This window comes from Micromonospora halotolerans (genome assembly GCF_032108445.1).
In the GTDB taxonomy this organism is placed as follows: domain Bacteria; phylum Actinomycetota; class Actinomycetes; order Mycobacteriales; family Micromonosporaceae; genus Micromonospora; species Micromonospora halotolerans.
Map to the genome: position 1 here is coordinate 3480737 of NZ_CP134876.1, position 23681 is coordinate 3504417.

A 23681-nucleotide genomic window follows, 5' to 3' on the forward strand; every position below is an offset into this window, starting at 1 on the left:
CCCGGCGGCGAGCGTTACTACCCCCGGATGCGTTTTCCAGCCGAGGGGGGTGACCGGTGCCGACCGAGACACGGAGCCGGGAGCGGGACGAACGGGACGCGCGGCAGCTCAAGCGGCTGCTGGACGCGCCGGACTGGCCCGCGACGGCGTCGGCCGTGAGCACCAGCACACAGTCCGGAAGTGAATCTGCCGACAGGTGGGTACGCGTATCCTCGGCGGGAAAGCATCCGACGCGAGGGGACGTGCGGTTGACGACCGAGAAGACGGACGAGCGCAGGGCCCGCTTCGAGCGGGACGCGATGCCCTTCGTCGACCAGCTCTACGCTGCCGGGCTGCGGATGACCCGCAACCCGGCGGATGCCGAGGACCTGGTCCAGGAGACGTACCTGAAGGCGTACGCCGCCTTCCACCAGTTCGAGCAGGGCACGAACCTGAAGGCCTGGTTGTACCGGATCCTGACCAACACCTACATCAACTCCTACCGGAAGCGGCAGCGCCAGCCCGTCCAGGCGCCCACGGACGAGATCACCGACTGGCAGCTCGCCGAGGCGGAGTCGCACACGTCCAGCGGGTTGCGCTCGGCGGAGACCGAGGCGCTGGACCGGCTGCCGGACAGCGACGTCAAGGAGGCCCTCCAGCAGCTGCCGGAGGAGTTCCGCATGGCGGTCTACCTCACCGACGTCGAGGGCTTCTCCTACAAGGAGGTCGCCGACGTCATGGGGACGCCGATCGGCACCGTGATGTCGCGGCTGCACCGCGGCCGTCGTAATCTGCGCAAGCTGCTCGAGCAGTACGCGGCGGAGCGGGGTTTCACCTCCGCGCCGTCGAAGGGCTCGACCGCCGCCGCCAGCCGGGAGGTGTGACCGTGAGCTGTGGGAAGCCGCACGAGACGGACTGCCGCGAGGTGCTCGCCGAGGTCTACCTCTACCTGGACCTGGAGTGCGGTGAGGAGCGCCGCGTCCTCATCCGGGAGCACCTGGAGGAGTGCGGGCCCTGCCTGCACGAGTACGGCATCGAGCAGGAGGTGAAGGCGCTGGTCGCCCGCTGCTGCGGCAACGAGACCGCGCCGGAGCAGTTGCGCGAGCGGCTGCGGATCCGCCTGTCCGAGCTGGTGGTCTTCGAGACCACCGAGTCCCGTGAGCTGGCCGACTGACGGCAGCGGCAACGAGCTGAACACACCGGTGGCCCGGGTCCGTCTGGACCCGGGCCACCGTGTGTCCGGCCCGGGGGCCGGCATCGACTCCGATCCGGGATCAGGAGTTGGGGCGCTTGCCGTGGTTGGCGCCGCTCTTCTTACGGGCCTTCTTCTTGCGGGCCTTCTTCGCCATGCTCTGCCTCCTTGTAGCTGGTCACGGTCCGGCCGCGGACGAGCGCGGCGGAGGTCGCGTGCCGGTTCCCGGGCGCCGGGAGCCGACCGCGCTGATGCTAGTGCCGACGCGGGTCGCGGGGGACCGGCGGGGGCGGAACCGGCGTGCCGGGCGCGCTGTGCCGGAGCGTGAGCGGGCTCATGATTGGATACCGTTCGCAGCAACAGCGGTGGAGAGGGAGGGCCCGGAGATGGCCGAGGAGATCCGCGCCGAGATGGTGGCGAACGTCTGGAAGGTCGTCGCGTCGGCCGGGGACACCGTGTCCGAGGGGGACACGCTGGTGATCCTGGAGTCGATGAAGATGGAGATCCCGGTCGTCGCCGAGTCAGACGGCGTGGTGCAGCAGATCGCGGTCAACGAGGGCGACGTCGTGCAGGACGGTGACCTGATCGCGGTGATCGGTTGAGCGGGCTGCGCGTCCGACGGGCGGAGCCGGCCGACTTCCCGGCGGTGGCCCGCCTGACGGTCGCCGCGTACGAGGCCGACGGGCAGCTCAAGGGCGAGACGGGCTACGCGCCGGTGCTGGCCGACGTGGCCACCCGGGCGGAGACGGGTGAGGTGCTGGTCGCCGTCGACGAGGTGACCGGTGAGGTGGTGGGCGCCGTGACGTTCGTGCTGCCCGGCACCCCGTTCGCCGAACTCGCCGGCCCGGGTGAGGCCGAGTTCCGGATGCTGGCGGTCGACCCGGCCGCGCAGGGCCGGGGCGCCGGGGCGGTGCTGGTCGGGGCGTGCGTGGCGCGCGCCACCGAGCTGGGCTGCTCGGCGGTCGTGATCTGCGTACGCAGTGGGATGGCCGCCGTGGCGCGGCGGCTCTACGGGCGGCTGGGCTTCGTGCGGGCGCCGGAGAAGGACTGGACCCCGCTGCCCGGTGTGGAACTGCTCGGCCTGCGCCTGGACCTGACCCGCCCGGCCTAACCCGGCCCCGGCCCGCCGCCCGCCCCGGTCAGGAGGCGTCGGCGATCTTCGCGAGCAGCTCGTCGGCGACCTCGAGGGCGATCTTCTTGCGCTCTTCGTCGCTGATGCCGGGGGTGCGGACCGCGAACCAGCTGCTGTGCACGGCGAACAGGGTCAGCGTGGCGCGCAGCTGGGCGGCCGGGGAGTCGTCGCCCCGGCTCAGCTCGTGCGCCAGCCGCATCATCCGGTCGCGCATCTGCTGCCCGGCGGCGAGGCTCTTGAGCACCGTCTGGTTCTGTTCGAAGAACCGCATGACCCGGGGCAGTTCCCCGGCGAACATCGCGTCGGCGTACCGGCTCAGCAGCTCGCGCCGGGTCGCCAGGGTGGCCGGTTGGGTGTCGGCCCACTCGATCAGCTCGTCCATCCGGCGCAGCCGGTCGTCGACGAAGCTGCTGACGATCTCGTCCTTGCTCTTGAAGTGGTAGTAGAGGGCGGCCTTGGTCACGCCGAGTCGCTCGGCGATCTCCCGGAGCGAGGTCTTCTCGTAGCCCTGCTCGGTGAAGAGCTCCAGCGCGACGGCTTGAATGCGTTGCCGCGTGCCGCCTGTGCTCTCCCTCACCCTTACCTCACCCAATTCGCTTGACGGTTCCTACTGACCAACTTACCGTCCGGCTAGTAAGGTAACTAGCCGGACGGCAAGTAAGTAGGTCACAGATCTTCGGGGGAGCTTACCCATGAGTCAACCAGCCCAGGTGGCGACCAGACCCAATGTCCGGGTCGTCCTCTTCGGCCTGATGATCGCGATGATGCTCGCGATGCTCGACAACATGATCGTCAGCACCGCGCTGCCGCGGATCGTCTTCGAGTTCGGCGGGGCGGACCACTTCACCTGGGTGGTCACCGCGTATGTGCTGGGCACGACGGTCTCCACCCCGATCTGGGGCAAGCTCGGCGACCTCTACGGCCGCAAGACGGTCTTCCTGACCTCGGTGGTCGTCTTCCTGATCGGCTCCGCGCTGTGCGGCATGTCCGGATCCAGCATGTTCGGCGGCACGGACACCGGCATGATCGAGCTGATCGCCTTCCGGGCCGTCCAGGGCCTCGGCGCCGGCGGTCTGATGGTAGGTGTCATGGCGATCATCGGTGACCTGGTGCCGCCCCGCGAGCGGGGTCGCTACCAGGGCATGATCGCCGGCATCATGGCCATCGCCATGGTGGCCGGCCCGCTGGTCGGCGGCTTCATCACCGACCACCTCTCCTGGCGCTGGGCGTTCTACGTCAACCTGCCGCTCGGCGGCGTGGCCCTGCTGGTGCTCGCCACCACCATGCACCTGCCGAAGTACCGCACCGAGCACAAGATCGACTGGCTGGGCGCCGCGCTGCTCTCCGTCGGCATCACGGCGATCGTGCTCGTCACCACGTGGGGCGGCAACCAGTACGACTGGACGTCCCCGCAGATCCTCGGCCTCGCCGCGCTCGCGCTGGTCACCCTGGTGGCCTTCGGTCTGGTCGAGCGGCGCGCCCCGGAGCCGATCCTGCCGCTGAGCCTGTTCAGTAACCGGAACTTCGCCCTCATCTCGATCATCGGCTTCCTGCTCGGCTTCGCCATGTTCGGCGCGATGAACTTCCTGCCGCTCTACCAGCAGACCGTGCAGGGCGCCTCGGCCACCAACAGCGGCCTGCTGCTGCTCCCGCTGATGTTCGGCATGCTGGTGGTCTCGCTGGTCGTCGGCCGGGCCATCACGAAGACCGGGCGCTACCGGGCCTTCCCGATCATCGGCGGCGTGGTCATGACCGCCGGCATGGGCCTGCTGACCCAGCTCGACCTGGGCACCAGCAAGACCGTCTCCTCGCTCTACATGGTCGTGCTCGGCGTCGGCATGGGCTTCCTCATGCAGACCTCGATGCTGATCGCGCAGAACAGCGTGGAGCAGAAGGACCTGGGCGCGGCGAGCGGCGCGGCCACCTTCTTCCGGTCCATCGGCGGCTCGTTCGGCGTCTCGCTGTTCGGCGCGATCTTCGCCAACCGGCTCGCCGACTCCGCCGCCGGGCCGGCCTTCGCCGGCGGGGGCGGCGGCGAGGGCGGCGCCATGAACCTGGAGAAGCTCAAGGAGCTGTCCGGCCCGGTGCGGGAGGTCGTGCTCGGCGGGCTCTCCGACGCCATCTCGCACGTCTTCTTCTGGGCGGTCTTCTTCACCGTGGCGGTCCCGGTGCTCGCCTGGTTCATCAAGGAGGTCCCGCTGCGCACGGCGAACGAGGCCCCGCCCGCCGACACCACCCCGGAGGACCAGGCCGAGGCCGCCCTCGGCAGGTCTCCCGTCGCCTGACCCGTCCGCCGCGGCCACGCCGACCCGTCCCCGGGCCCGGCGTGGCCGCGTCGTTTCCGGGCTGCGCCCGAGGATCGGCCGAGGCGGTGGCGGGTCAGGGATGCCGGCGGAAGAGCCCGGCGAGGCGGCTCCAGAGGCGGCGCAGGGCGCCGGGCCGGGCGGCCGGAACCGGGCCGGTGGCCAGGGCGTCGGCGAGGGCACGGGTGGGTGGGTCCAGGTCCGGGGTGGCCAGCGCCAGGTGGGCCAGCGACACCGCGATCGGCACCCGGCGCTCGCGGGCCACGGCCGCCGCGTCGGCGAGCCGCTCGGCCACCACCCGGGCCACGTCGGCGCGGACCGCGGGATCCACCCAGGCGGCGGTGACCAGGGCGAACATCGCCGCCTCGGTGATCCAGTCCTCCACGCCCCAGAGCAGTTCCAGCAGCACCCGGCGCCGGGTGGACTCCGCCCACGGCTCGTCGGTGCGGTGGTGCAGCAGGCCGAGGCAGGCCCACACCTGCACGCAGCGCACCCAGAGCGACGGGTCCTGGCCGGCGAGCACCCGCCCGAGCGCGGTGGCCGGCGCGGCCGGCGGGTGCACCAGCACGCCCAGCAGGTCGGCGAGGTCCAGGGTGGCCAGTCCCACCGCGGCGTCGTACGCGGCCGGCGGGTGCGGCCAGGCCGGGTGTGCGAGCTGCCGGATCCGCTCCGCCGCCTCGGCCGACGGGGTGGGCAGGGTGGGCGCGGCCACGGTGCCGTCGTACCGCCAGAGCTGGCAGGTGGTGGCCCGCCGGGGTTCGCGCGGGTCCGGGTCGGCCACCTCGGTCACCTCGACGGCCAGCCCCGGCGCCGCCACGGCCGCGGTCCGCATGGCGCTCGGCGGTTCCAGCCCGTCCAGGCGTACGGCCACCGGGGCGTCGGCCGCGAGCGCCTGGCGCAGCGCTTCCAGCACCGGGCCGCCGGCCGGGGTCACCTGGCCCAGCCAGGGGCGGCCCCGGCAGCATTCGGCCAGGTCGCCGTGCTCGTGGGTGTCGTCGGGGTGGTCCCGCACGAAGTCGGCGAGGGCCACCAGGTGGGCCACGTCCCCGTCGCGCTGGAAGCGCAGCCGGTGGGCGGTGTGCACGGCGCAGTCGAAGGTCGGGTCCTTGGCCAGGGCCCGGTCGATCCAGTCGAGCGCCTCGTCGAGCCGGCCGTGGTCGGCCAGGGTGCCGGCGATGTCGGCGTAGACCGCCAGGTCGTCGGGGTCGAGGGCGACGGCCCGCTGCAGCGCGGCGAGCGCGTCCCGGGTCCGGCCGGCACTGCGGTACGCGTACCCGAGCCACACCTCGCCGAGTTTGGTGGGCTGTGCGCGTACCCCCCGAGAGGCCCAGGTGACGGCGAGGGCGACCTCGCCGAGGCGCCGGGCCAGCGCGGACGCCGCGCCCAGCAGCAGCGGGTGGGCCGGGTACACGGCGACCGCGTTGCGGGCCAGGGTGAGGTACGGGCGCAGCGGGTCGCGCAGCCGGCGGGGGACCGGGTCGGCCGCGGCCGCGCAGACCTGCATGAGGATCCTGGCGGTGCGCTCGGGGTCGAGCCGTTCGGGCAGGTCGGGCGCGGTCACCCAGGGCACGGCGGCCCACTCGGCGGCGGGGGCGTAACCGGTGGCCGCGGCCAGCAGGTCGAGCCCCTCGGCGGGGCGGCCGGCGGCGGCGAGCAGGTGGGCGCGGGCCACCACCGCGCCGACGAAGGCGTGGTGGCCGAGCGGGAAGAGGTCCAGGTCGCCGCCGCTGGCCGCGGCGAGCCGGGCGAGCGTCTCGTGCACCTCGGGCAGCGTGGGGGCCTGGACGAGGGCGGCGGCCACGTGTTCGGCGGCGTGCCGGAGGTCCCCCTCGGCCAACGCCAGTCGGGCCAGCGCGAGTTCCTCCTCCGCCGAGAGCACGGGGTCGTCCTCGGGCACGTCGTCCTCTCGGTGGTGGGTCCGCCAGCCGGGCAAGCCTAGGGGATCATGCGGCCAGATGGTGATCCACTGCGCACTCCTGTTCGTTCAATTGCTCACTGTCTCCGAAAGGTGCAAGACTGAGCACCGAACGCGCGGCAATCGCGCAGGAGGGGGTCTTCCGTGACGCGTCCAGGGGCCGGGATGGCCGCCGACATCGACGAGCAGCCGGCCGGTTACGACCGCCTGCTCTCCGCCGAGCACGCCGGGGCGATCGCCCGGGTCGCGGCGGTGATCGCCGAGCGTCGGCCCCGCCACGTGGTCTTCACCGCCCGGGGCACCTCCGACCACGCAGCGCTCTACGCGGCCTACCTCACCGAGATCCGGCTCGGCCTGCCCGCCGGGCTCGCCTCGCCCAGCGCCATCACCGTCTTCGGCGCCCGGCCCGACCTGTCCGACGCCCTGGTGGTCGGGGTCAGCCAGAGCGGCGGCTCACCCGACCTGGCCGAGGTGCTGCGGGTGGCCCGGGAATCGGGCGCGCTCACCCTGGCCGTGACCAACAACCCCGACTCGCGGCTGGTGGGCACCGCCGAGCTGAGCGTGGACATCGCCGCCGGGCACGAGCGGGCCGTCGCCGCCACCAAGACCTACACGGCCGAGCTGCTCGCGCTGCTCATGCTCGTCGAGGGCGTACGCGCCGGCGACGGCGTGCTCCCCGCCGAGGAGCGGGAGTGCCTGGCCCGCCTGCCCGAGCTGGCCGAGCGCACCCTCTCCGACGCCACACCGGCCCAGCTCGCCCCGCGCTACCGGTTCGCCGGCCAGCTCGTCACCACCGGCCGGGGCTACGCGTACCCGACGGCCCGCGAGGCCGCGCTGAAGCTGATGGAGACCTCCTACCTGCCGGCGCTCGCCTTCTCCGGCGCCGACCTGCTGCACGGCCCGCTCGCCATGACCGACCCGGACGTGCCGGTGCTCGCCGTGGTCGGGTCGGGTCCCGGCGGTCGGTCGATGCGCGAGGTGCTGCCCCGCCTCGGCGAGCGCCGCGCCGACGTCGTGGTGGTCGGCTCCGCCGACGTCGAGGCGACCGCCCGGATGGCCGTGCCCGAGGTCGACGAGCGGTACGCCCCGCTGCTCGACATCCTGCCGCTCCAGCGGCTCGCCCTGGCCCTGGCCCTGGCCCGGGGCGAGGACCCGGACGCCCCCCGCGGGTTGAAGAAGGTCACGGCGACGATGTGAGCCCCGGCGTGGCACGCTGTTCAGCGTGTCCACCCTCCGTGACCTCGCCGAGGAGCACACCTCGCTCCGGCCGGCCGACATCGACCACCTGCACCGGATCGCGGGCGACTGGCAGCTCCTCTCCGACCTGTCCTTCGCCGACCTGCTGCTCTGGGTGCCGGTCGACGGCGACGGCACATTCCTCTGCGTGGCCCAGGTCCGCCCGACGACCGCGCCGACCGCGTACCTGGACGACCAGGTCGGCCGGATCGTCGGCGGGCCCGAGGTGGCGCACCTGGAGGTCGCCCACCGGCAGGGCCGGATCTGGCGGGAGGGCGACCCGGTCTGGTACGGCGACGTGCCCGCGCGGCACGAGGCCATCCCGGTGCGGCTGCGCACCGCCGACGGGGAGTCCGGCGAGGTCATGGCGGTGGTGGGCCGGGACACCAACCTCTCCACCGCGCGCACGCCCAGCCAGCTCGAACTGAACTACCTGACCACCGCCGACGACCTGGCGCAGATGATCGCCGACGGCACCTTCCCGCCGCCCCGGCACCCGGGCGAGACCACCTCGGCGCCCCGGGTCGGCGACGGCCTGGTCCGGCTCGACGCCAACGGCAAGGTCACCTACGCCAGCCCCAACGCGCAGTCCGCGTACCGTCGGCTCGGCTTCGCCTCCCACCTCGTGGGGGAGGACCTGGCCAAGCTGCACCGCCGGCTCGCCGGTGATCCCCTCGAAGGCACCGACGCCGGCAACGCGGTGCTCGCCGCGCTGCGCGGCGAGGCCCCGCCCCGGCGGGAGATCGACGCCCGGGGCGCCACCATGCTCACCCGGGCGTTGCCCCTGATGCCCGCGGGCGTGCCGATCGGCGCGCTGGTGCTGGTCCGCGACATCACCGAGGTACGCCGCCGCGACCGCGCCCTCATCACCAAGGACGCCACCATCCGGGAGATCCACCACCGGGTGAAGAACAACCTGCAGACCGTGGCCGCGCTGCTGCGCCTCCAGGCCCGCCGGGTGTCCATGCCGGAGGCCCGGGTCGCCCTGGAGGAGTCGGTACGCCGGGTCGCCTCCATCGCACTGGTCCACGAGACGCTCTCGATGTCCAGCGACGAGGCGGTCGAGTTCGACGGCATCGTCGACCGGGTGGCCAGCGCGGCCACCGAGGTCGCCGCCACCGAGGTGACCGTCGGCATGCGCCGGCAGGGCAGGTTCGGCGTGCTGCCCGCCGAGATCGCCACCTCGCTGGTGATGGTCCTCAACGAACTGCTGCTCAACGCCGTCGAGCACGGCTTCCCGCCGGCCGGCGAGGAGGGCGCGCCCGGCCCCGAGGGCGCGCCGGAGCCGGTGGTGGTGGTCACGGCGCACCGGTTCCGCAAGCAGCTGCACGTCTCGGTCGCCGACAACGGCCGGGGCCTGCCCGCCCACTTCGACGCGGAGAAGGGCGGCAACCTCGGCCTCCAGATCGTGCGGGCCCTGGTCACCGGCGAGCTGCGCGGCACCATCGAGCTGCGCAACGGCGCCGAGGGCGGCACCGAGGCCATGCTGGTCGTACCCCTGGCCCGCGGCACCGCCGACCGGCTCGCCGGCTGACCGCCCCCTCGCCGCCGCGGCCGTCGAGGCTCAGCGGGTGAGCAGCGCGACGGTCAGGCCCGGGCGGGGCCACACCTGGCGGACCGTGAACGCGTCGCGCAGGGCGTCGCCCTTGGCGCCGGGCACCGCCGCCAGCGGGTCGGCGCGCCGGCCGGTGACCACCAGCCAGACCCGGTCCACGCCGGCCAGGCACTCCGCCGGTCGGTCGCACTCGGCCGCCCAGAGGTCCGCCCGCTGCCGCTGGTCGCGGACCACCAGCACGTCGCGTGGCCGGCGCGCCCCCAGGTGGTACGCCAGCCCCAGGTCCGGGAAGAGCCAGCTGTCCCGGGGCGAGTAGACGACCGCGTCGCCCGGCCGCTGCCCGTCGGCGACGATCCGGGCCACGCCCGCGTAGTCCACCGGGGCGGTCCGCGGCCACTCGTGGGTGCGCCGCAGCGCCGCCTGGTCGGGCAGCCCCAGCAGGCCGGCCAGGGTCACCACGGCCAGCGCCGGCACGAGCCGTACGCCGGCCAGCGCCGCCCCGGCCAGCAGGCAGGCGAACGGCACCGTGAAGATGAGGTACCGGGTCACCCAGAGCGGCACCGCCGTGCCGGCGGCGAACAGCAGCAGCACCGGCAGCACGACGGCGGCACCGGGCAGCAGCGCCCGCCGACCGAGCCGGGCCGCCCCCAGCGCGGCGAGACCGGCCAGCACGCCGCCGACCACCCCGCTCTGCGCCAGCGCGCCGGGCAGCGCGGCCAGGTCGTCGACGCGGACCAGACGTACCCAGTCGAGTTGACGGCCGCGCTGGCTCCCGGCCACCAGCACCAGCGGCACGACCAGCACGGCCGCCGGCGGCAGCGCCACCAGCCACCGCCAGAGCAGGCCGATGCCCCTCCCGCCGGCTCGCGGGGCGTCCTCGCGCGCACCGGTGCCCGGGCCGGCCTCGCGCGCCCGGGGATCCGGGGCCCGGCCCGCCGGGTCGGGCGGCGGCTCCACCCCTGCCGCCGGCCGGCCCCGCACGGCCGCCAGCACCACCACGAGGGCGTGTGCGGCGAGCAGGGTGAGGGCGATCAGGTGGAGCAGGCCGAGCGCGGCGACGGCCACCGCGTACCCGGCCCAGCGTCCCCGGGCCGGCCGGTGCAGCGCGCCGACGAGCAGCAGCGTGGCGAGCACGGCGAGCAGGGTGGCCGGCGCGTACGGGCGGGCCTCCTGGCCGTACCGGGAGGTGGCCGGCAGCACGGCGAGGAGCAGCCCGGCGAGCAGGCCGGCCCGGGCGCCGACCAGCCGGGCGCCGAGCCGGGCGGTGAGCGCGGCGGCTCCGGCCATGGCCAGCGCGGACGGCAGCCGCAACGCGGTCGGCGAGGTGCCGAACAGCGCGGTCCAGCCGTGCATGAGCAGGTAGTACGGCCCGGTGGCGGCGTCGATCGTGCCGGCCAGCCGGACCAGGTCGGGGACCGGGCGGGTGGCCGCGCTCCAGGTCGCCAGCTCGTCCCGCCACGGCTGCGCGTGCCCGATCCCGGCGAGCGTGACCACCAGGGTGAGCAGGCCGGGGGTCGCCCACACCGGCCAGTCCCGGCGGCCGTGGGGCGGCGTGGGCTCGGCGGGCGGGGTCACATTCCGCAGCGTCACACAACGGGACCGCCCGCCGGGCCGGTAAGCCGATCCGCGCGCTGCCCGTGATGTGGGATCACACACTCGGTCATTGGCCGGTCATCGACGGCTGTGGGAGCATGTGGGCTATGACCGCCGCTGTCATCCGCCGCTTCGTGGCCCGTCGCCACGTCGATTACGGCCGTGTCCGCAGCGCGATCTGTCCGGCCCACTGACGACGCCCGACCCATCCGTCTCGGGCGCGTTCCGCGCCGGCCGTCATCGACATCGCCGTCCTCGGCCCTCATCCAGGGCCGGCCGCCGCGTCCGCGCTTTCAGGCACAGCAGACAACGGAGGACGCCGCGATGGCGGTCAGCAGCACCACCACGACCCGGCCCGACACCCCGGCACCGGCCGCCCGGGCCCCCCGCCGGCCGCGTGGTGAAGGACAGTGGGCGCTCGGGCACCGCGAGCCGCTCAACCCCAACGAGCGGATCAAGAAGGACGACGACCCGCTGAACGTGCGGGCCCGGATCGAGAACATCTACGCGCACCGGGGCTTCGCCTCGATCGACCCGCAGGACCTGCGCGGCCGGTTCCGCTGGTGGGGCCTCTACACCCAGCGCAGGGCCGGCATCGACGGCGGGCGCACCGCCGTGCTGGAGCCGCACGAGCTGGAGGACGAGTTCTTCATGCTCCGGGTGCGGGTGGACGGCGGTGAGCTGAGCCTGGCCCAGCTCCGGGTCGTCGCGGACATCTCCCGGGAGTTCGCCCGGGACACGGCCGACATCACCGACCGGCAGAACATCCAGTACCACTGGATCCGGGTCGAGGACGTGCCGGAGATCTGGCGCCGGCTGGAGGCGGTCGGCCTGCAGACCACCGAGGCGTGCGGCGACTGCCCCCGCGTCGTGCTGGGCAGCCCGGTCGCCGGGGTGGCCCGGGACGAGGTGCTCGACCCGACGCCCGCGGTCGACGAGATCGTCCGCCGGTACGTCGGCGACAAGGCGTACTCCAACCTGCCCCGCAAGTTCAAGACCTCGATCTCCTGGCTGGTCGACACCCCGTACGAGGCGAACGACATCGCCTTCCTCGGCGTCGAGCACCCCGACCACGGTCCCGGCTTCGACGTCTGGGTGGGCGGCGGGCTGTCCACCAACCCGATGCTGGCCAAGCGCCTCGGCGTCTGGGTGCCGCTGGCCGAGGTGCCGGACGTCTGGGCCGGGGTGGTCGGCATCTTCCGCGACTACGGCTACCGCCGGCTGCGCAACCGGGCGCGCCTGAAGTTCCTGGTCGCCGACTGGGGCGTGGCGAAGTTCCGCGAGGTGCTGGAGAAGGAGTACCTGGGCCGGGCGCTGCTCGACGGCCCGGCCGCGGCGCTGCCGGCGAAGCCGGTCGACCACATCGGCGTGCACCCGCAGCGCGACGGCGCCAACTACGTGGGCGCCGCCCCGGTGGTCGGCCGGGTCTCCGGCACCCAGCTCGCCCGGCTGGCCGACGTCGCCGAGGCGCACGGCAGCGGCCGGGTGCGGCTCACCCCGTACCAGAAGCTGCTCGTGCTGGACGTGGCGCCGGAGCGGACCGACTCGCTGGTGGCGGAGCTGCGCGGGATCGGCCTGGAGGCCCGGCCCTCGGCCTGGCGGCGCGGCACCATGGCCTGCACCGGCATCGAGTTCTGCAAGCTCGCCATCGTCGAGACGAAGCGGCGCGGCGAGGAGCTGGTGGCCCGGCTGGAGGAGCGGCTGCGCGACTTCGACGCCGACATCTCCATCCACCTCAACGGCTGCCCGAACGCCTGCGCCCGCACCCAGGTGGCCGACATCGGCCTGAAGGGTCAGCTCGTGGTGGGCCCGGACGGCCGGCAGGTGGAGGGCTTCCAGGTGCACCTCGGTGGCGGCCTGGGCATGGCCGCGGGGCAGACCGCCGGATTCGGCCGCAAGCTGCGCGGCCTGAAGACCACCGCCGACGAGCTTCCGGAGTACGTGGAACGGCTGGCCCGCCGCTACCTGGCCGGCCGGAGCGAGGGCGAGAGCTTCGCCAACTGGGTGATCAGGGTCGACGAGGAGGAATTGCGATGAGCGATGCCCGATCTGCGCCTCTCTACTGCCCCTACTGCGGTGAGGAGGACCTGCGGCCACACGAGGCCGGGCACGGCGCCTGGGAGTGCCACGCCTGCGCCCGCGTCTTCACCGTGAAGTTCACCGGCCTGCTGAGCCGGGCGGTGACCCGGTGAGCGCCCTGCGGTCGGCCACCGGCCTGGGCCTGGTCGGGGTCGGCGGGCCGGCCCCGGCCGACCCGGCCCGGCGCGATCCGGAGGAGCTGCGCGCGCTGGCCGAGCGGGCCGGCCGGGAGCTGGAGGGCGCGCCCGCGCTGGAGATCGCCCGCTGGGCCGCGGAGACCTTCGGCGACCGGTTCTGCGTGACCAGCTCGATGGCCGACGGGGTGCTGGCCCACCTGGTCTCCCGGGTCGCCCCCGGGGTCGACGTGGTCTTCCTGGACACCGGCCTGCACTTCCCGGAGACGCTCAAGGTCCGCGACGAGGTGGCCCGGCGGCTCCCGGTGACCGTGCGCTCGATCCGCCCTCGGATGACGGTGGGGCAGCAGGACGGCCAGTACGGTCCCCGGCTGTTCAGCAAGTCCCCGGACGACTGCTGCCAGCTGCGCAAGGTGGAGCCGCTGGAGCGGGCGCTGACCGGGTACGACGCCTGGGCCGCCGGGCTGCGCCGGGACGAGTCGCCGACCCGTGCGAACACGCCGGTGGTGGGGTTCGACGCGCGGCGCGGCAAGGTCAAGGTCAACCCGATCGCGGCGTGGAGCCAGCGGGACGTGGACGCCTACGTGGCCCGCTACGACATCCCGGTGAACGAGCTGTTCGCCCGGGGCTACGGCTCGATCGGCTGCTGGCCGTGCACCCGCCGCACGAAGGCGGGCGAGGACCCGCGGGCGGGCCGCTGGGCCATGTTCGAGAAGACCGAGTGCGGCCTCCACACCTGACCGTCGAGCCGCCGGTGGTGCTGGTCGCGCACGGCAGCCGGGACCCGCGGGCGGCGGCGGCGACCCGGGCGCTGGCCCGGGCCGTGGCGGCCGCCCGTCCGGGCGTCCCGGTGCTGCCGAGCTGGCTGGACCACACCGACCCCGGTCCCGCCGCGGTGCTGCGGGACCTGGCGGCCGCCGGCCACGCCCGGGCGGTGCTGGTGCCGTTGCTGCTGACCGCCGCGTACCACCGGAAGGTCGACGTCCCGGCGGCGGTGGCGGCGGCCCGCGCGCAGGGCGCGGACCTCGAGGTGCGGGTGACCGACGTGCTGGGTCCGGCGGACGGGGTGGTGGACGCCCGGCTGCTGGCGGGGCTGCGCCGGCGGCTGGCCGAGGCGCAGCCGGGCCGGTTCGACGGCGTGGTGCTGGCGGCGGCGGGCACGCGGGATCCGCGGGCGCGGGGTTCGGTGGGGCGGGTGGCCGCCGCCCTCGGCGCCGAGCTGGGCGTGCCCTGCCAGGTGTCGTACGCCTCGGCGGCGCCCCCCGGGACCGGGGTCGCGGTGACCCGGCTGCGCGCGGCGGGCGCCCGCCGGGTGGCCGTGGCCGCCTACTTCCTGGCCCCGGGCCTGTTCCACGACGCGGTCCGCGCGTCGGCGGAGCGGGCCGGCGCGGTGGCGGTCGCCGATCCGTTGACCGACCTGCCCGAACTCGCCGATCTGGTGCTGCGTCGGGTCGACGCCGCGCCGGTCGGCAGCCCGGTGTGACGCGGGTCGCCATCATGATCAGTAAGGGCGCCGGCGGGGTAGCCGGCGATCATGTGTCCGGACAGCAGAACGCCCCGGCCGGAATCCCGGCCGGGGCGTGCGCGTGCGTGCGAATCAGGCGGAGTGAGCGCGCAGCACCCGGAGCCCGCCGCGGCGCTTCACCGCGCGGCGCTCCTCCTCGCTCATCCCACCCCAGACGCCGGCGTCCTGACCGGACTCCAGCGCCCACTGAAGGCAGTGGTCGGTCACCGGGCAGCGCCGGCAGACGGCCTTGGCCTGCTCCACCTGCAGGAGGGCCGGGCCGGACGTCCCGATCGGGAAGAACAGCTCCGGGTCCTCGTCGCGGCAGACGGCATCGTGGCGCCAGTCCATGGCGGCAACACTCCTCATTCTCAAATGGGTGGCCAGATTACGCTTCGTTGCTATTCCTATATGCGTCCGCATTGCCGATCGGTGACGGTCAGCATCCATCAATTCGGCGCTGCGTGAGCAGGCTTGCGACCCGTGGACCTGCTGGAACAGCTCAACCTGACGAGCATATCCAGGCAATGTCCCGGTAACACGCTTTCGCTTGTGAATACTTTCACGAACTGTCGCGATGTCAAGGGTGGCGCTCGGAAAAACTCCGAACAGTGAGCGGGCTCACCACCCTTTTGTCCGGGTTTCAGAGCGCTCTGGTTACCCGGCGTGCCACAGTCGAGGATCAATATAGTACGGTCTGCGTGACGTTGCTGACATTTCCGGCACCTTCCCTCGGTGTGGCGGCCCCCGCCCGAAGCGGTTGCGGTGGCCCGCGTCAACCGACGGCAGTACCCGAGACCTAGCAGATTACTCTCAGTGCGGCAGGGATGGATGCGAATCTGACTTTTTCCCGCTCGCCGAGGTAGTCGCCGTCCAGCTGGAAGGCCAGCGGACGGGCCGAGAGCAGGGTGAACTCGGCCACGTCGTGCAGCCGGAGCACCTGCCGGCCATGCGGATCGGGTTCCCGGGCGAAGAACTGGGTCACCGTGCGTGCGGTGCTGGCCACCTTGAGCTGCCGCATCGCGAGCACGTCGAGCCCCAGGTCGAACGAGGCCTCCGGATTCGGGTTGATCTCCCGGTCGCCCAGGTAGGTCCACGGGGCGGTGTTCTGGATGATGACCGTCCCGAGGTCGGTCTCGGCCGCCTCTCCCGGGCGCTCCAGCGAGATCGACGGGTGCCGCCGGTCCGAGGCGAGGAAGTACTGGCTCACCGTGGAGCGGAAGTAGAGCGCCGGCGTGGACACCCGGCCCCGCTTGCGGGCCCGCTCGACCCGCTGGATGACGGCCGCGTCGATGCCGAAGCCCGCGCAGAAGGTGAAGTAGCGGTCGTCGGCCCGGCCCAGGCCGATGGTGCGGGAGCGGCCCAGCCGCAGTCCCTCCAGGATCATGCTGGTCCCGTCCGGCCACTCCCGCGGCAGGCCCAGGGCACGGGCGAAGACGTTGGTCGACCCGCCCGGGACGGTGGCCAGCGCCGGCAGCCGCTCCGCCGTGGTCTGCCCGGTCCGGAAGGTCGGCGGCTCGGCGGCCATCAGGCCGTTCACCACCTCGTTGACGGTGCCGTCACCACCGAGCGTCACCACCAGGTCGACGCCCTCCTGCGCGGCCTCCCGCGCGAGGTCCATGGCGTGACCCCGCCGGCGGGTGTACCGCACCGACAGGTCGACTTCGCTGCGCAACGCCCGGACCAGCACGTCCCGGCTGCGCTCGCTGGTGGTGGTGGCCTTCGGATTGACCACCAGGACGGCCCGCATGGGCGGCACTGTACCGCGCCTACCCACGGGTATCGTGTCGCGCGTGACGATCGACTCCGGGCCGGTCCCCGGCACGCTCCGTTGGGCGGTGCTCCTGCTGCGCGCCGAGGCGGTGGCCCTCGGCCTGGTCGCGGCCTGGCTGGTCTGGTCCGACCTGACGGCGCACGCCACCGACCTGACCTCGGCGCTGCTGGTGACCGCGTTCGCGGTCGCCGGGGCGGTCGCGCTCTGGGCGCTCGGCGCCGCGCTGGCCCGCCGCCGGTCCGGGGCCCGCGCGCCGGCCATCGTGCTCCAGCTCATGCTGCTGCCGATCGGCTGGTACATGATCCAGGGCGGCCTGGGCTGGCTGGGCGTGCCGCTGATGGCGCTCGGCCTCGGTGTCACCGGCCTGCTGGTCAGCACGCCGACCAACCGGGCGCTCGGCTTCGACTGACGCCGCGCCGCCCGGGACGGTCAGTAGCCGGAGGCGCGGCGGGTGAGCAGGGAGATGGTGGCCCGCCCCTCGGCGGCCCGGGCGTTCGCCGCCGTGGTCAGCGCGGTGAGCACCTTCCAGGCGAAGGACGACTCCGAGGGGAGTGTCGCGCCCCGCACGGTCGGCACGGTCACCTCGACCGTGAGCGCGTCCTCGGTGACCGCGAAACGGCACTCCAGCTCGGCGTCGCGGGTGGCGATGGCGAGCAGCATGGCGCACGCCTCGTCGACGGCGATGCGCAGGTCCTCGATCTCGTCGAGGGCGAACTGGAGCCGGGCCGCGAGACCGGCGGTGGCGGTGCGCAGCACGCCCAGGTAGCCGCCGTCGGCGGGCACCGTGAGGTGCACGATGTCGTCGTCCGTCGTCGGCTGGCCGGTCAGTTGAGTCACGCCTCATCCCCCCGGTGCGGGACTCTACCCGGTCAGGCCTCCGCCCGCGTGGGGGCGGCCGTCGCCTGGGCCGCGAGATCGTGCAGCGCCGTCCCGGCCAGCCGGTACGGCACCCACTCGTCCATCGGGGTGGCGCCGATCGCGGCGTAGAAGCGGGCGGCCGGGTTCCAGTTGATCATCCACCACTCGAGCCGCCGGTAGCCGCGCTCGACGCAGATCGCGGCGAGGGTCGCGAGCAGCAGACGGCCCGCGCCGGTGCCGCGGGCGGAGGGCCGGACGTACAGGTCCTCCAGGTAGATGCCGTGCACGCCCTCCCAGGTGGAGAAGTTGAGGAACCAGAGGGCGAAGCCGATCGGCTGGTCGGCGGGATCCACCGCGACGTGCCCGAACAGCGCCGGGCTCGGGCTGAACAGGGCGGCGGTGAGCTGTTCCTCGGTGAGGTGGCACTGCTCGGGGGCGCGTTCGTACTCGGCGAGTTCGTGCACCATGGTGACGACGGCCGGCACGTCCTCGGGACGCGCCGGCCGGATCGTCGGTGCCTGGGCGGGCAGGCTCACGCCTGCTTGGTCTCCCAGAAGATCTTGGCGATCTCGTCGATCTTCTGCAGCAGATGGTCGGCGACGGCCGGGTCCATGCTGCCCTTGGCGCCGGCCGAGCCGGCGAGCTTGGTGGTCTCGTTGAAGAGCTGGTGCAGGTGCGGGTACTTCTCGAAGTGCTGCGGCTTGAAGTAGTCGGTCCAGAGCACCCACAGGTGGTGCTTGACCAGCTCCGCCCGCTGCTCCTTGATCAGGATGGCGCGCGTGCGGTACTCCGGGTCGGTGTTGGCCTGGTACTTCTCGCAGATCATTTTGACCGACTCGGCCTCGATCCGGGCCTGCGCCGGGTCGTAGACGCCGCACGGCAGGTCGCAGTGCGCGCTGGCGGTCACACGGGGCGTAAGGATGCGAGGAAGGCGCATCAGGGTCCTCCATGGGATGTTTGCGATGATCCAAGACGACACTACTCCTGGAGATGCTCCCCGGCGGGCGGGAGGTGAAACCCCGTGGGTGCTGTGGATCACCGGCTGCGCGGGCCGCTGGTGCCGGTCCTCGTCACCGGCCCGTCCATGGCCCCGACCCTGCGGCACGGCGACGCCGTGCTGGTGCGGACCGGGGGCCGCCCGGTACGCCCCGGCGACGTGGTGGTGGCGGTCTTCCGCAGTCGCCCCGACCTGCTCGTGGTCAAGCGCGCGGTCCGCCGGCAGGACGGCGGCTGGTGGCTGCGCGGCGACAACGACCTGGTCACCGACGACTCCCGGGCGTACGGGGTGGCCGACGTGCGGGGCCGGGTGGTCCTCCGGTACTGGCCGCGTCCGGGACGGGTCACCGGCGGGCCGCGTCGGATATGACCCCGATCACACCCCGGTGCGGCATGCCTGACTATGCTCGGAAAGTGCCCGGGTGACCCCCCGCACCGCCGCCCCGCTGGCCGCTGACCACGCGTGCCGAGCCGGCCGGTCCGTCTGCTCGACAGATCCTGGAGTCACCAATGTCTACGTCCACCCCGGACCCCGCTGATCCCGTTTTCCGGCTGCACCTCGGCGGCAAGATGGCCGTCGCCTCGACCGTGCCGCTCACCAGCCGGGAGGACCTCTCCCTCGCGTACACCCCGGGTGTGGCCCGGGTCTGCGAGGCGATCGCCGCCGACCCCGCCCTGGCCGACGACTACACCTGGGTGTCGCACACCGTCGCCGTGGTCACCGACGGTTCCGCCGTGCTCGGCCTGGGCAACATCGGCCCGCGCGCGGCCCTGCCCGTCATGGAGGGCAAGGCGGTGCTGTTCAAGCAGTTCGCGGGCGTCGACGCCGTCCCGGTCTGCCTGGACACCCAGGACGTGGACGAGATCGTGGCGGCGGTGCGGGCGATCGCGCCCTCGTTCGGTGGCATCAACCTGGAGGACATCAGCGCCCCGCGCTGCTTCGAGGTGGAGCGCCGGCTGGACGAGGCGCTTCCCATCCCGGTCTTCCACGACGACCAGCACGGCACCGCCATCGTGGTGCTGGCCGCCCTGCGCAACGCCGCCACCCTGCTCAACCGCAAGCTGGGCGACCTGCGGGTGGCGGTCAGCGGGGCCGGTGCCGCCGGCGTGGCCGTGACGAAGATGCTGGTCGCCGGCGGCGTCAATCCGGACCAGGTGGTGGTCTGCGACTCCAAGGGCATCATCGGCCGGCACCGCGAGCTGACCGGGACCAAGGCCGAGCTGGCCGAGACCACCAACGCCGACGGGCGGCAGGGCGACATCACCGAGGCGTTGCGCGGCGCGGACGTCCTGGTCGGCGTCTCCGGCGGGCAGATCCCCGAGGCGGCGGTGGCCGGCATGGCCCCGGGGGGCATCGTCTTCGCGCTGGCGAACCCCACCCCGGAGGTGCACCCCGAGGTGGCCGCCCGGCATGTGGCCGTGGTCGCCACCGGGCGCAGCGACTACCCCAACCAGATCAACAACGTGCTGGCCTTCCCCGGCGTGTTCCGGGGCGCGCTGGACGCGCGGGCCACCCGGATCACCGACGGGATGAAGGTGGCCGCCGCCGACGCCATCGCCAACGTGGTGGCCGAGTCGCTGACGGCGGAGGCCATCGTGCCCTCCCCGCTCGACCCGCGGGTCGCCCCCGCGGTCGCCGAGGCGGTCGCCGAGGCGGCCCGCCGCGACGGGGTCGCCCGCCGCTGAAACTCGCGGAAGGGGACCATCCGCACGGCTTTTGTGGGGAAGGTCCCCTTCTGAACGGGCGCTCAGCTTGTTACGGTGCCGATCATGCGTGCTGCCTTCGCCTCGGCCTTCGACGCCGACAACCCGCTCGCCGCGCTCACCGTCGGCGACCGCCCCGAGCCGACCCACCCCGAGGACGACTGGGTCACCGTGCAGGTCCGGGCCAGCTCGCTCAACCACCACGACCTGTGGTCGCTGCGCGGGGTGGGCCTCAGCGCCGACCAGCTCCCCATGATCCTCGGCTGCGACGCGGTCGGCACCGACCCGGACGGCAACGAGGTGGTCGTCTACCCCGTGGTGCCCACCCTGGGTGACCCGCGCGGGGTCTCGATCCTCTCCGAGTACTTTCCCGGCACCTTCGCCGAGCGGGTGGCCGTACCCCGGATGAACCTGCTGCCGCTGCCCGACGGCCTCTCGGCGGCCGACGCGGCCTGCCTGCCGACGGCCTGGCTCACCGCGTGGCGGATGCTCACCACCCGGGGCCGGGTCGGCGACGGCGAGTCCGTGCTGGTCCAGGGGGCCGGCGGGGGCGTGGCCACCGCGGCCGTCGCGCTCGGCGTCGCGCTCGGCAAGCGGGTGTACGCGACCAGCCGCGACGCCAGCAAGCGGGAGCGGATCACCGAGCTGGGCGCGACCGCCCTGGAGCCCGGCGCCCGGCTGCCCGAGCGGGTCGACGTGGTGATCGAGACGGTCGGCGCGGCCACCTTCGACCACTCGCTGAAGTCGGCCGCCCCGATGGCCCGGATCGTGGTCTCCGGCGCCACCGCCGGCCACGAGCCCAAGGTGAACCTGCGCCGGGTCTTCGCCATGCAGCTGGAGATCCTCGGCACTTCGATGGGCACCCCCGACGAGCTGACCCAGCTCCTGGCGTTCTGCGCCGAGCACGAGGTGCGCCCCGTGGTGGACAGCGTCGTGCCGTTCAGCCGGATCGAGGAGGCGTTCGCCCGCCTGCAGTCCGGTGACGCCTTCGGCAAGGTCGTCGTCGACCACACCGCCTGACCGGCCACGCCGCCCTGGGCGACCGGTCAGAGATGGTCGTCCAGGGTGGCCACGCCGCCGCGGGTGGCGTCGGCCGGGAGCCGCTTCTTCGCCGCCGCGTCGCCGTAGAGCGTCCAGCGCAGGAACTCGACGGTGGTGTCGGCGACCACCCGCAGTGCCCTGCCGTCGGCGAGCAGGGCTCGCCCGTGGTCGCCGTCGGGCAGGCTGAGCATCGCCTTCGGCCACGGCACCGCGTCGTAGACCGCCTTGCCGGCGGCGTAACCCACCACCTCGTCGGCCTCGCCGTGCACGAACAGCTGCGGCGCCGCCGCCCCGGCGAACGCGGTGCCGACGCCGAGCGCCGTGCCGGCGAAGACGATCCCGGCGTCCAGGCGCTCGTCCCGGCCCGCGGTGAACAGCCCGATCGTGGTCACCCCGCCCGCGCTGTGCCCGGTCGCGGCCACCCGCTCCGGGTCCAGCCGGCCGCGCAGCGGATCGCCCGCCTTCCCGTCGAGGGCGAGCACCTGGGTCAGCACGTACGACACGTCGGCCGGCTGGTTGAGCACGTCGAGCGGGTTGCCGTCGCCGCCGGCGCCGGTGTGCGGGAACTTCGGCGCGGCCACCACGAACCCGGCGGCCGCCCAGCGGGTCAGCAGCAGCTGGTAGTCCTCCGGCCGGCCGCCCAGCCCGTGGCTGAACAGCACCACGGGGAACCGCCCGGACGCCGCCGGCACGGACCGCTCCGGCGCGCCGCCGGCCTCACCCCGCGCCGGGTACCAGAGGGTCACCGGCAGCGGGCGGTCGCCGTCGCGGTTCAGCTTCAACTGGCGTACGCCCACCGCGAAGCTCTCGCTGGGTGCGTGCCCGGCGGGCACCCGCGGCGCGGGCGTGGTGGCCTTCGGCGGGGCGTCGGGGGCGGCGCGCCCGGCCGGGGCGGAACCGCCCGAGCAGCCGGCCAGACCCGTGCTGAGCAGGGCGGCAGCGGTGACGAGGGCGGCAGGACGACGGCGCATGAACACGATTGTGCCTCGCGCTCCCGGGTGACCGGCCGGCATCGCACCCAGCGTGACGCGATCGCCTCAACCGGTCGGCGGCCGCCCCGCCCGCAGCCGGGCCAGGTCGGCGGCGTCCTTCGCCCGGCGGGGCCGGTCGGGCATCCAGACCGGGTACATCTCCTTGAACTCGATCTGGGCGGCCACGCTGATCACCGGGGCGGTGTGTGGGCCGATCCGGCCCGGCGGGGCGTCCAGCATGCCCTCCGGCAGCGGGGTGCCGGCCCACGGCCCGGCCCCGACCACCACCCGTCCCTCCGGGTCCCGGTCCAGGTACGCGAAGCTCAGCTCGACGTCGCCCCGGAGGAGGTCGAGCTGCTTCTCGACCGGCATCCGGGGGTCGGGGGCCCAGCCCAGCCCGCCGAGCCGCGCCGCCAGCGGACCGGCGTCGCGCCGCCAGCAGTACCAGTCGACGTCCACGTGCGGCCGGCTCACCGCGCCGAGGTGGAAGTCCATCGCCCACCCGCCGCGCAGCCACACCGCGATCCCGGCCGCGCCGGTCAGCGCGACCACCTCGCGGATCGCGTCGAGTTGCCGCCCGGCCAGCCCGTCCATCCGGGGAAGGCTACCGAGGCGGGCGGGGCGCGCGCTCACCCGGAGAGGGCGCGGGTGGTGAGGGTGGTGACGCCGGGGAGGAGGGCGTCGGCGGGCAGCCGGTCTCGGGCGCGCCGGTCGTCGTAGAGGGTCCAGCGGAGGAAATCGGTGGTGGCGGCGAGGACCTGCGCGAACCCGGGGCAACCCGGGGTCAGGTACGCGCCGTGGCCCTGGCCGGGCAGGCTCAGGAAGGCGGCCGGGCCGAGGCTGCGGGCGTACGCGGCCCGGCCGACCGACTCGGGCACGACCGGGTCCGCGCCGCCGTGCACGAAGAGCAGGGGCGCCACCGGGCCGGCGAAGCTGCCGGCCAGCCCGCCACCGGCGATGACGATGCCGGCGCGCAGCCGGGCGGAGTGCCCCGACGTGAACATGCCGGCCGTGGTGAAGCCGCCCGCCGAGTGCCCGGCGGCGGCGAACCGGTCCACCGCGAGGTGCCCGGCCAGCGGGTCCCCGGGCCGGGCGTCGAGGCGGACCAGGTGGCGGATCAACCGCCAGCCGTCGGCGGGCTGGTTCCGCACGTCGGCCCGGGTGAAGTCGCGCGCCCGCAGGTTGGTCCGCGGGTAGGCCGGCGCGGCCACCACGAACCCGGCCGCCGCCCAGCGGGTCGTCAACGGGGCGTGCAGCTCGGGGAGACTGCCCAGGCCGTGGCTGTAGACGACCACCGGGAACCGCCCGGCAGCCACCGGGGCGCCGGGCCGGGGGACGGGCCCGGCCGTCACCGCGCCGCCGGCCGGGTCGGTGGTGGCCGCGCCGCCGCCCGGCTCGGCCGTGTGTGCGGTGGTCGGGGCGGTGGCGGGCAGGCGGGCGCCGGGCTCGGCCGGATACCAGACGGTGACCGGCAGCGGCCGGGGGCCGTCTGGGTCGACGACGAGGTGGCGCACGCCCACGGCGTACGGCTGCGGTGGCACCGGCCGGAAGGGCGGGACCCGGTCGGTGGCGGCGGCCGGGCCGCACCCGGCCGCCAGCGCCACCAGCAGCGCGGCGGCCAGCCGCTGCACCCTCACCCCCTCACGGTAGGCGGCCGGCCGGCCGGTCCGGCCCCGCCGACCGGGCCGACGCGCCTCCACCACCCGGACGGGCGT

General features: G+C 74.2%; 27 protein-coding genes. 15 read left to right on the top strand and 12 right to left on the bottom strand.

Going from position 1 to position 23681, the window contains the following annotated elements; all coding sequences use genetic code 11:
- Positions 1-56 precede the first annotated feature (56 nt).
- Both RMN56_RS16595 and rsrA read left to right on the top strand, forming a co-directional pair.
- On the top strand, positions 57-863 hold the full coding sequence (locus tag RMN56_RS16595) for a sigma-70 family RNA polymerase sigma factor (protein ID WP_313718336.1): 807 nt from the start codon (positions 57-59) through the stop codon (positions 861-863).
- Between the two features lie 2 nt (positions 864-865).
- Positions 866-1153, top strand: a complete 288-nt coding sequence (rsrA, locus tag RMN56_RS16600; protein ID WP_313718337.1) for a mycothiol system anti-sigma-R factor — start codon at positions 866-868, stop codon at positions 1151-1153.
- Positions 1154-1253: 100 nt separating this feature from the next.
- On the opposite strand, the gene RMN56_RS32670 is transcribed toward rsrA, so the two are convergent.
- On the bottom strand, positions 1254-1328 hold the full coding sequence (locus RMN56_RS32670) for a 50S ribosomal protein bL37 (RefSeq protein WP_369700219.1): 75 nt from the start codon (positions 1326-1328) through the stop codon (positions 1254-1256).
- Between the two features lie 229 nt (positions 1329-1557).
- On the opposite strand from RMN56_RS32670, the gene RMN56_RS16605 reads away from it, so the two are divergent.
- Together RMN56_RS16605 and RMN56_RS16610 are read left to right on the top strand one after the other, a co-directional pair.
- Positions 1558-1773 carry a biotin/lipoyl-binding carrier protein gene (locus tag RMN56_RS16605; RefSeq protein ID WP_073834949.1) on the top strand — a complete coding sequence of 72 codons (216 nt, stop codon included), beginning with the start codon at positions 1558-1560 and terminating at the stop codon, positions 1771-1773.
- Positions 1770-2282, top strand: coding sequence for a GNAT family N-acetyltransferase (locus tag RMN56_RS16610; RefSeq protein WP_313718338.1), 513 nt, complete (start codon positions 1770-1772; stop codon positions 2280-2282). Before RMN56_RS16605 ends, RMN56_RS16610 begins: the two co-directional genes overlap by 4 nt.
- A gap of 28 nt (positions 2283-2310) precedes the next feature.
- Here the strand turns inward: RMN56_RS16610 and RMN56_RS16615 are convergent, their stop codons facing one another.
- Positions 2311-2880 (bottom strand): TetR/AcrR family transcriptional regulator, encoded by a 570-nt coding sequence (locus RMN56_RS16615; protein WP_313718339.1) that lies wholly within the window; start codon positions 2878-2880, stop codon positions 2311-2313.
- Between the two features lie 115 nt (positions 2881-2995).
- Between RMN56_RS16615 and RMN56_RS16620 the strand changes: the two genes are divergently transcribed.
- Positions 2996-4588, top strand: coding sequence for an MDR family MFS transporter (locus RMN56_RS16620; RefSeq protein ID WP_313718340.1), 1593 nt, complete (start codon positions 2996-2998; stop codon positions 4586-4588).
- A gap of 94 nt (positions 4589-4682) precedes the next feature.
- Here the strand turns inward: RMN56_RS16620 and RMN56_RS16625 are convergent, their stop codons facing one another.
- Positions 4683-6503, bottom strand: a complete 1821-nt coding sequence (locus RMN56_RS16625; protein WP_313718342.1) for a tetratricopeptide repeat protein — start codon at positions 6501-6503, stop codon at positions 4683-4685.
- Positions 6504-6686: 183 nt separating this feature from the next.
- Here RMN56_RS16625 and RMN56_RS16630 point away from each other — a divergent pair, with 183 nt between their 5' ends.
- Both RMN56_RS16630 and RMN56_RS16635 read left to right on the top strand, forming a co-directional pair.
- Positions 6687-7718 carry an SIS domain-containing protein gene (locus RMN56_RS16630; RefSeq protein WP_313724760.1) on the top strand — a complete coding sequence of 344 codons (1032 nt, stop codon included), beginning with the start codon at positions 6687-6689 and terminating at the stop codon, positions 7716-7718.
- A 25-nt stretch (positions 7719-7743) separates the two neighbouring features.
- Positions 7744-9291 (top strand): histidine kinase N-terminal domain-containing protein, encoded by a 1548-nt coding sequence (locus RMN56_RS16635; RefSeq protein ID WP_313718343.1) that lies wholly within the window; start codon positions 7744-7746, stop codon positions 9289-9291.
- Positions 9292-9321: 30 nt separating this feature from the next.
- On the opposite strand, the gene RMN56_RS16640 is transcribed toward RMN56_RS16635, so the two are convergent.
- Complete coding sequence (locus tag RMN56_RS16640; RefSeq protein WP_313718344.1) at positions 9322-10887, bottom strand: glycosyltransferase family 39 protein; 1566 nt, start codon at positions 10885-10887, stop codon at positions 9322-9324.
- 342 nt (positions 10888-11229) lie between these two features.
- On the opposite strand from RMN56_RS16640, the gene RMN56_RS16645 reads away from it, so the two are divergent.
- From RMN56_RS16645 to RMN56_RS16660, 4 genes are read left to right on the top strand one after another with little or no spacing between them, the layout of a single operon-like run.
- Complete coding sequence (locus RMN56_RS16645) at positions 11230-12942, top strand: nitrite/sulfite reductase (protein WP_313718345.1); 1713 nt, start codon at positions 11230-11232, stop codon at positions 12940-12942.
- On the top strand, positions 12939-13097 hold the full coding sequence (locus RMN56_RS16650) for an IS1 family transposase (protein ID WP_139131928.1): 159 nt from the start codon (positions 12939-12941) through the stop codon (positions 13095-13097). The genes RMN56_RS16645 and RMN56_RS16650 overlap by 4 nt, the downstream gene beginning before the upstream one ends.
- On the top strand, positions 13094-13858 hold the full coding sequence (locus RMN56_RS16655; RefSeq protein ID WP_313718346.1) for a phosphoadenylyl-sulfate reductase: 765 nt from the start codon (positions 13094-13096) through the stop codon (positions 13856-13858). The genes RMN56_RS16650 and RMN56_RS16655 overlap by 4 nt, the downstream gene beginning before the upstream one ends.
- Positions 13859-13872: 14 nt before the next feature.
- Complete coding sequence (locus RMN56_RS16660; RefSeq protein ID WP_313724761.1) at positions 13873-14601, top strand: sirohydrochlorin chelatase; 729 nt, start codon at positions 13873-13875, stop codon at positions 14599-14601.
- A gap of 114 nt (positions 14602-14715) precedes the next feature.
- On the opposite strand, the gene RMN56_RS16665 is transcribed toward RMN56_RS16660, so the two are convergent.
- Together RMN56_RS16665 and RMN56_RS16670 are read right to left on the bottom strand one after the other, a co-directional pair.
- Positions 14716-14973 (bottom strand): WhiB family transcriptional regulator, encoded by a 258-nt coding sequence (locus tag RMN56_RS16665; protein ID WP_088975879.1) that lies wholly within the window; start codon positions 14971-14973, stop codon positions 14716-14718.
- 448 nt (positions 14974-15421) lie between these two features.
- Complete coding sequence (locus RMN56_RS16670; RefSeq protein ID WP_313718347.1) at positions 15422-16372, bottom strand: diacylglycerol/lipid kinase family protein; 951 nt, start codon at positions 16370-16372, stop codon at positions 15422-15424.
- Positions 16373-16415: 43 nt separating this feature from the next.
- Here RMN56_RS16670 and RMN56_RS16675 point away from each other — a divergent pair, with 43 nt between their 5' ends.
- Entirely contained in the window at positions 16416-16805 is a 390-nt protein-coding gene (locus RMN56_RS16675; RefSeq protein WP_313718348.1) for a hypothetical protein, read from the top strand.
- A gap of 20 nt (positions 16806-16825) precedes the next feature.
- Here RMN56_RS16675 and RMN56_RS16680 read toward each other — a convergent pair whose 3' ends face one another.
- The 3 genes from RMN56_RS16680 to sodN form a co-directional block, all read right to left on the bottom strand.
- Entirely contained in the window at positions 16826-17233 is a 408-nt protein-coding gene (locus RMN56_RS16680) for an ATP-binding protein (protein WP_313718350.1), read from the bottom strand.
- Positions 17234-17265: 32 nt separating this feature from the next.
- Complete coding sequence (locus RMN56_RS16685) at positions 17266-17721, bottom strand: GNAT family N-acetyltransferase (RefSeq protein WP_313724762.1); 456 nt, start codon at positions 17719-17721, stop codon at positions 17266-17268.
- A 65-nt stretch (positions 17722-17786) separates the two neighbouring features.
- Positions 17787-18191, bottom strand: a complete 405-nt coding sequence (sodN, locus tag RMN56_RS16690; protein ID WP_313718351.1) for a superoxide dismutase, Ni — start codon at positions 18189-18191, stop codon at positions 17787-17789.
- A gap of 84 nt (positions 18192-18275) precedes the next feature.
- Here sodN and RMN56_RS16695 point away from each other — a divergent pair, with 84 nt between their 5' ends.
- The 3 genes from RMN56_RS16695 (at position 18276) to RMN56_RS16705 (ending at position 20974) form a co-directional block, all read left to right on the top strand.
- Positions 18276-18620: a S24 family peptidase gene (locus RMN56_RS16695; protein ID WP_313718352.1), complete on the top strand. Its 345-nt coding sequence runs from the start codon at positions 18276-18278 to the stop codon at positions 18618-18620.
- Between the two features lie 140 nt (positions 18621-18760).
- Positions 18761-19936 carry an NAD(P)-dependent malic enzyme gene (locus RMN56_RS16700; protein WP_313718353.1) on the top strand — a complete coding sequence of 392 codons (1176 nt, stop codon included), beginning with the start codon at positions 18761-18763 and terminating at the stop codon, positions 19934-19936.
- 75 nt (positions 19937-20011) lie between these two features.
- On the top strand, positions 20012-20974 hold the full coding sequence (locus RMN56_RS16705; protein WP_313718354.1) for a zinc-binding dehydrogenase: 963 nt from the start codon (positions 20012-20014) through the stop codon (positions 20972-20974).
- Between the two features lie 26 nt (positions 20975-21000).
- Here the strand turns inward: RMN56_RS16705 and RMN56_RS16710 are convergent, their stop codons facing one another.
- From RMN56_RS16710 to RMN56_RS16720, 3 genes are all read right to left on the bottom strand, one after another.
- The gene (locus RMN56_RS16710) at positions 21001-21966 is read right to left on the bottom strand and encodes an alpha/beta hydrolase family protein (RefSeq protein WP_313718356.1); all 966 of its coding nucleotides are present in this window, start codon (positions 21964-21966) and stop codon (positions 21001-21003) included.
- Positions 21967-22032: 66 nt separating this feature from the next.
- Entirely contained in the window at positions 22033-22560 is a 528-nt protein-coding gene (locus RMN56_RS16715) for a nucleotidyltransferase domain-containing protein (protein ID WP_313718358.1), read from the bottom strand.
- Positions 22561-22595: 35 nt separating this feature from the next.
- The gene (locus RMN56_RS16720; protein ID WP_313718359.1) at positions 22596-23603 is read right to left on the bottom strand and encodes an alpha/beta hydrolase family protein; all 1008 of its coding nucleotides are present in this window, start codon (positions 23601-23603) and stop codon (positions 22596-22598) included.
- Between the last annotated feature and the right edge of the window lie 78 nt (positions 23604-23681).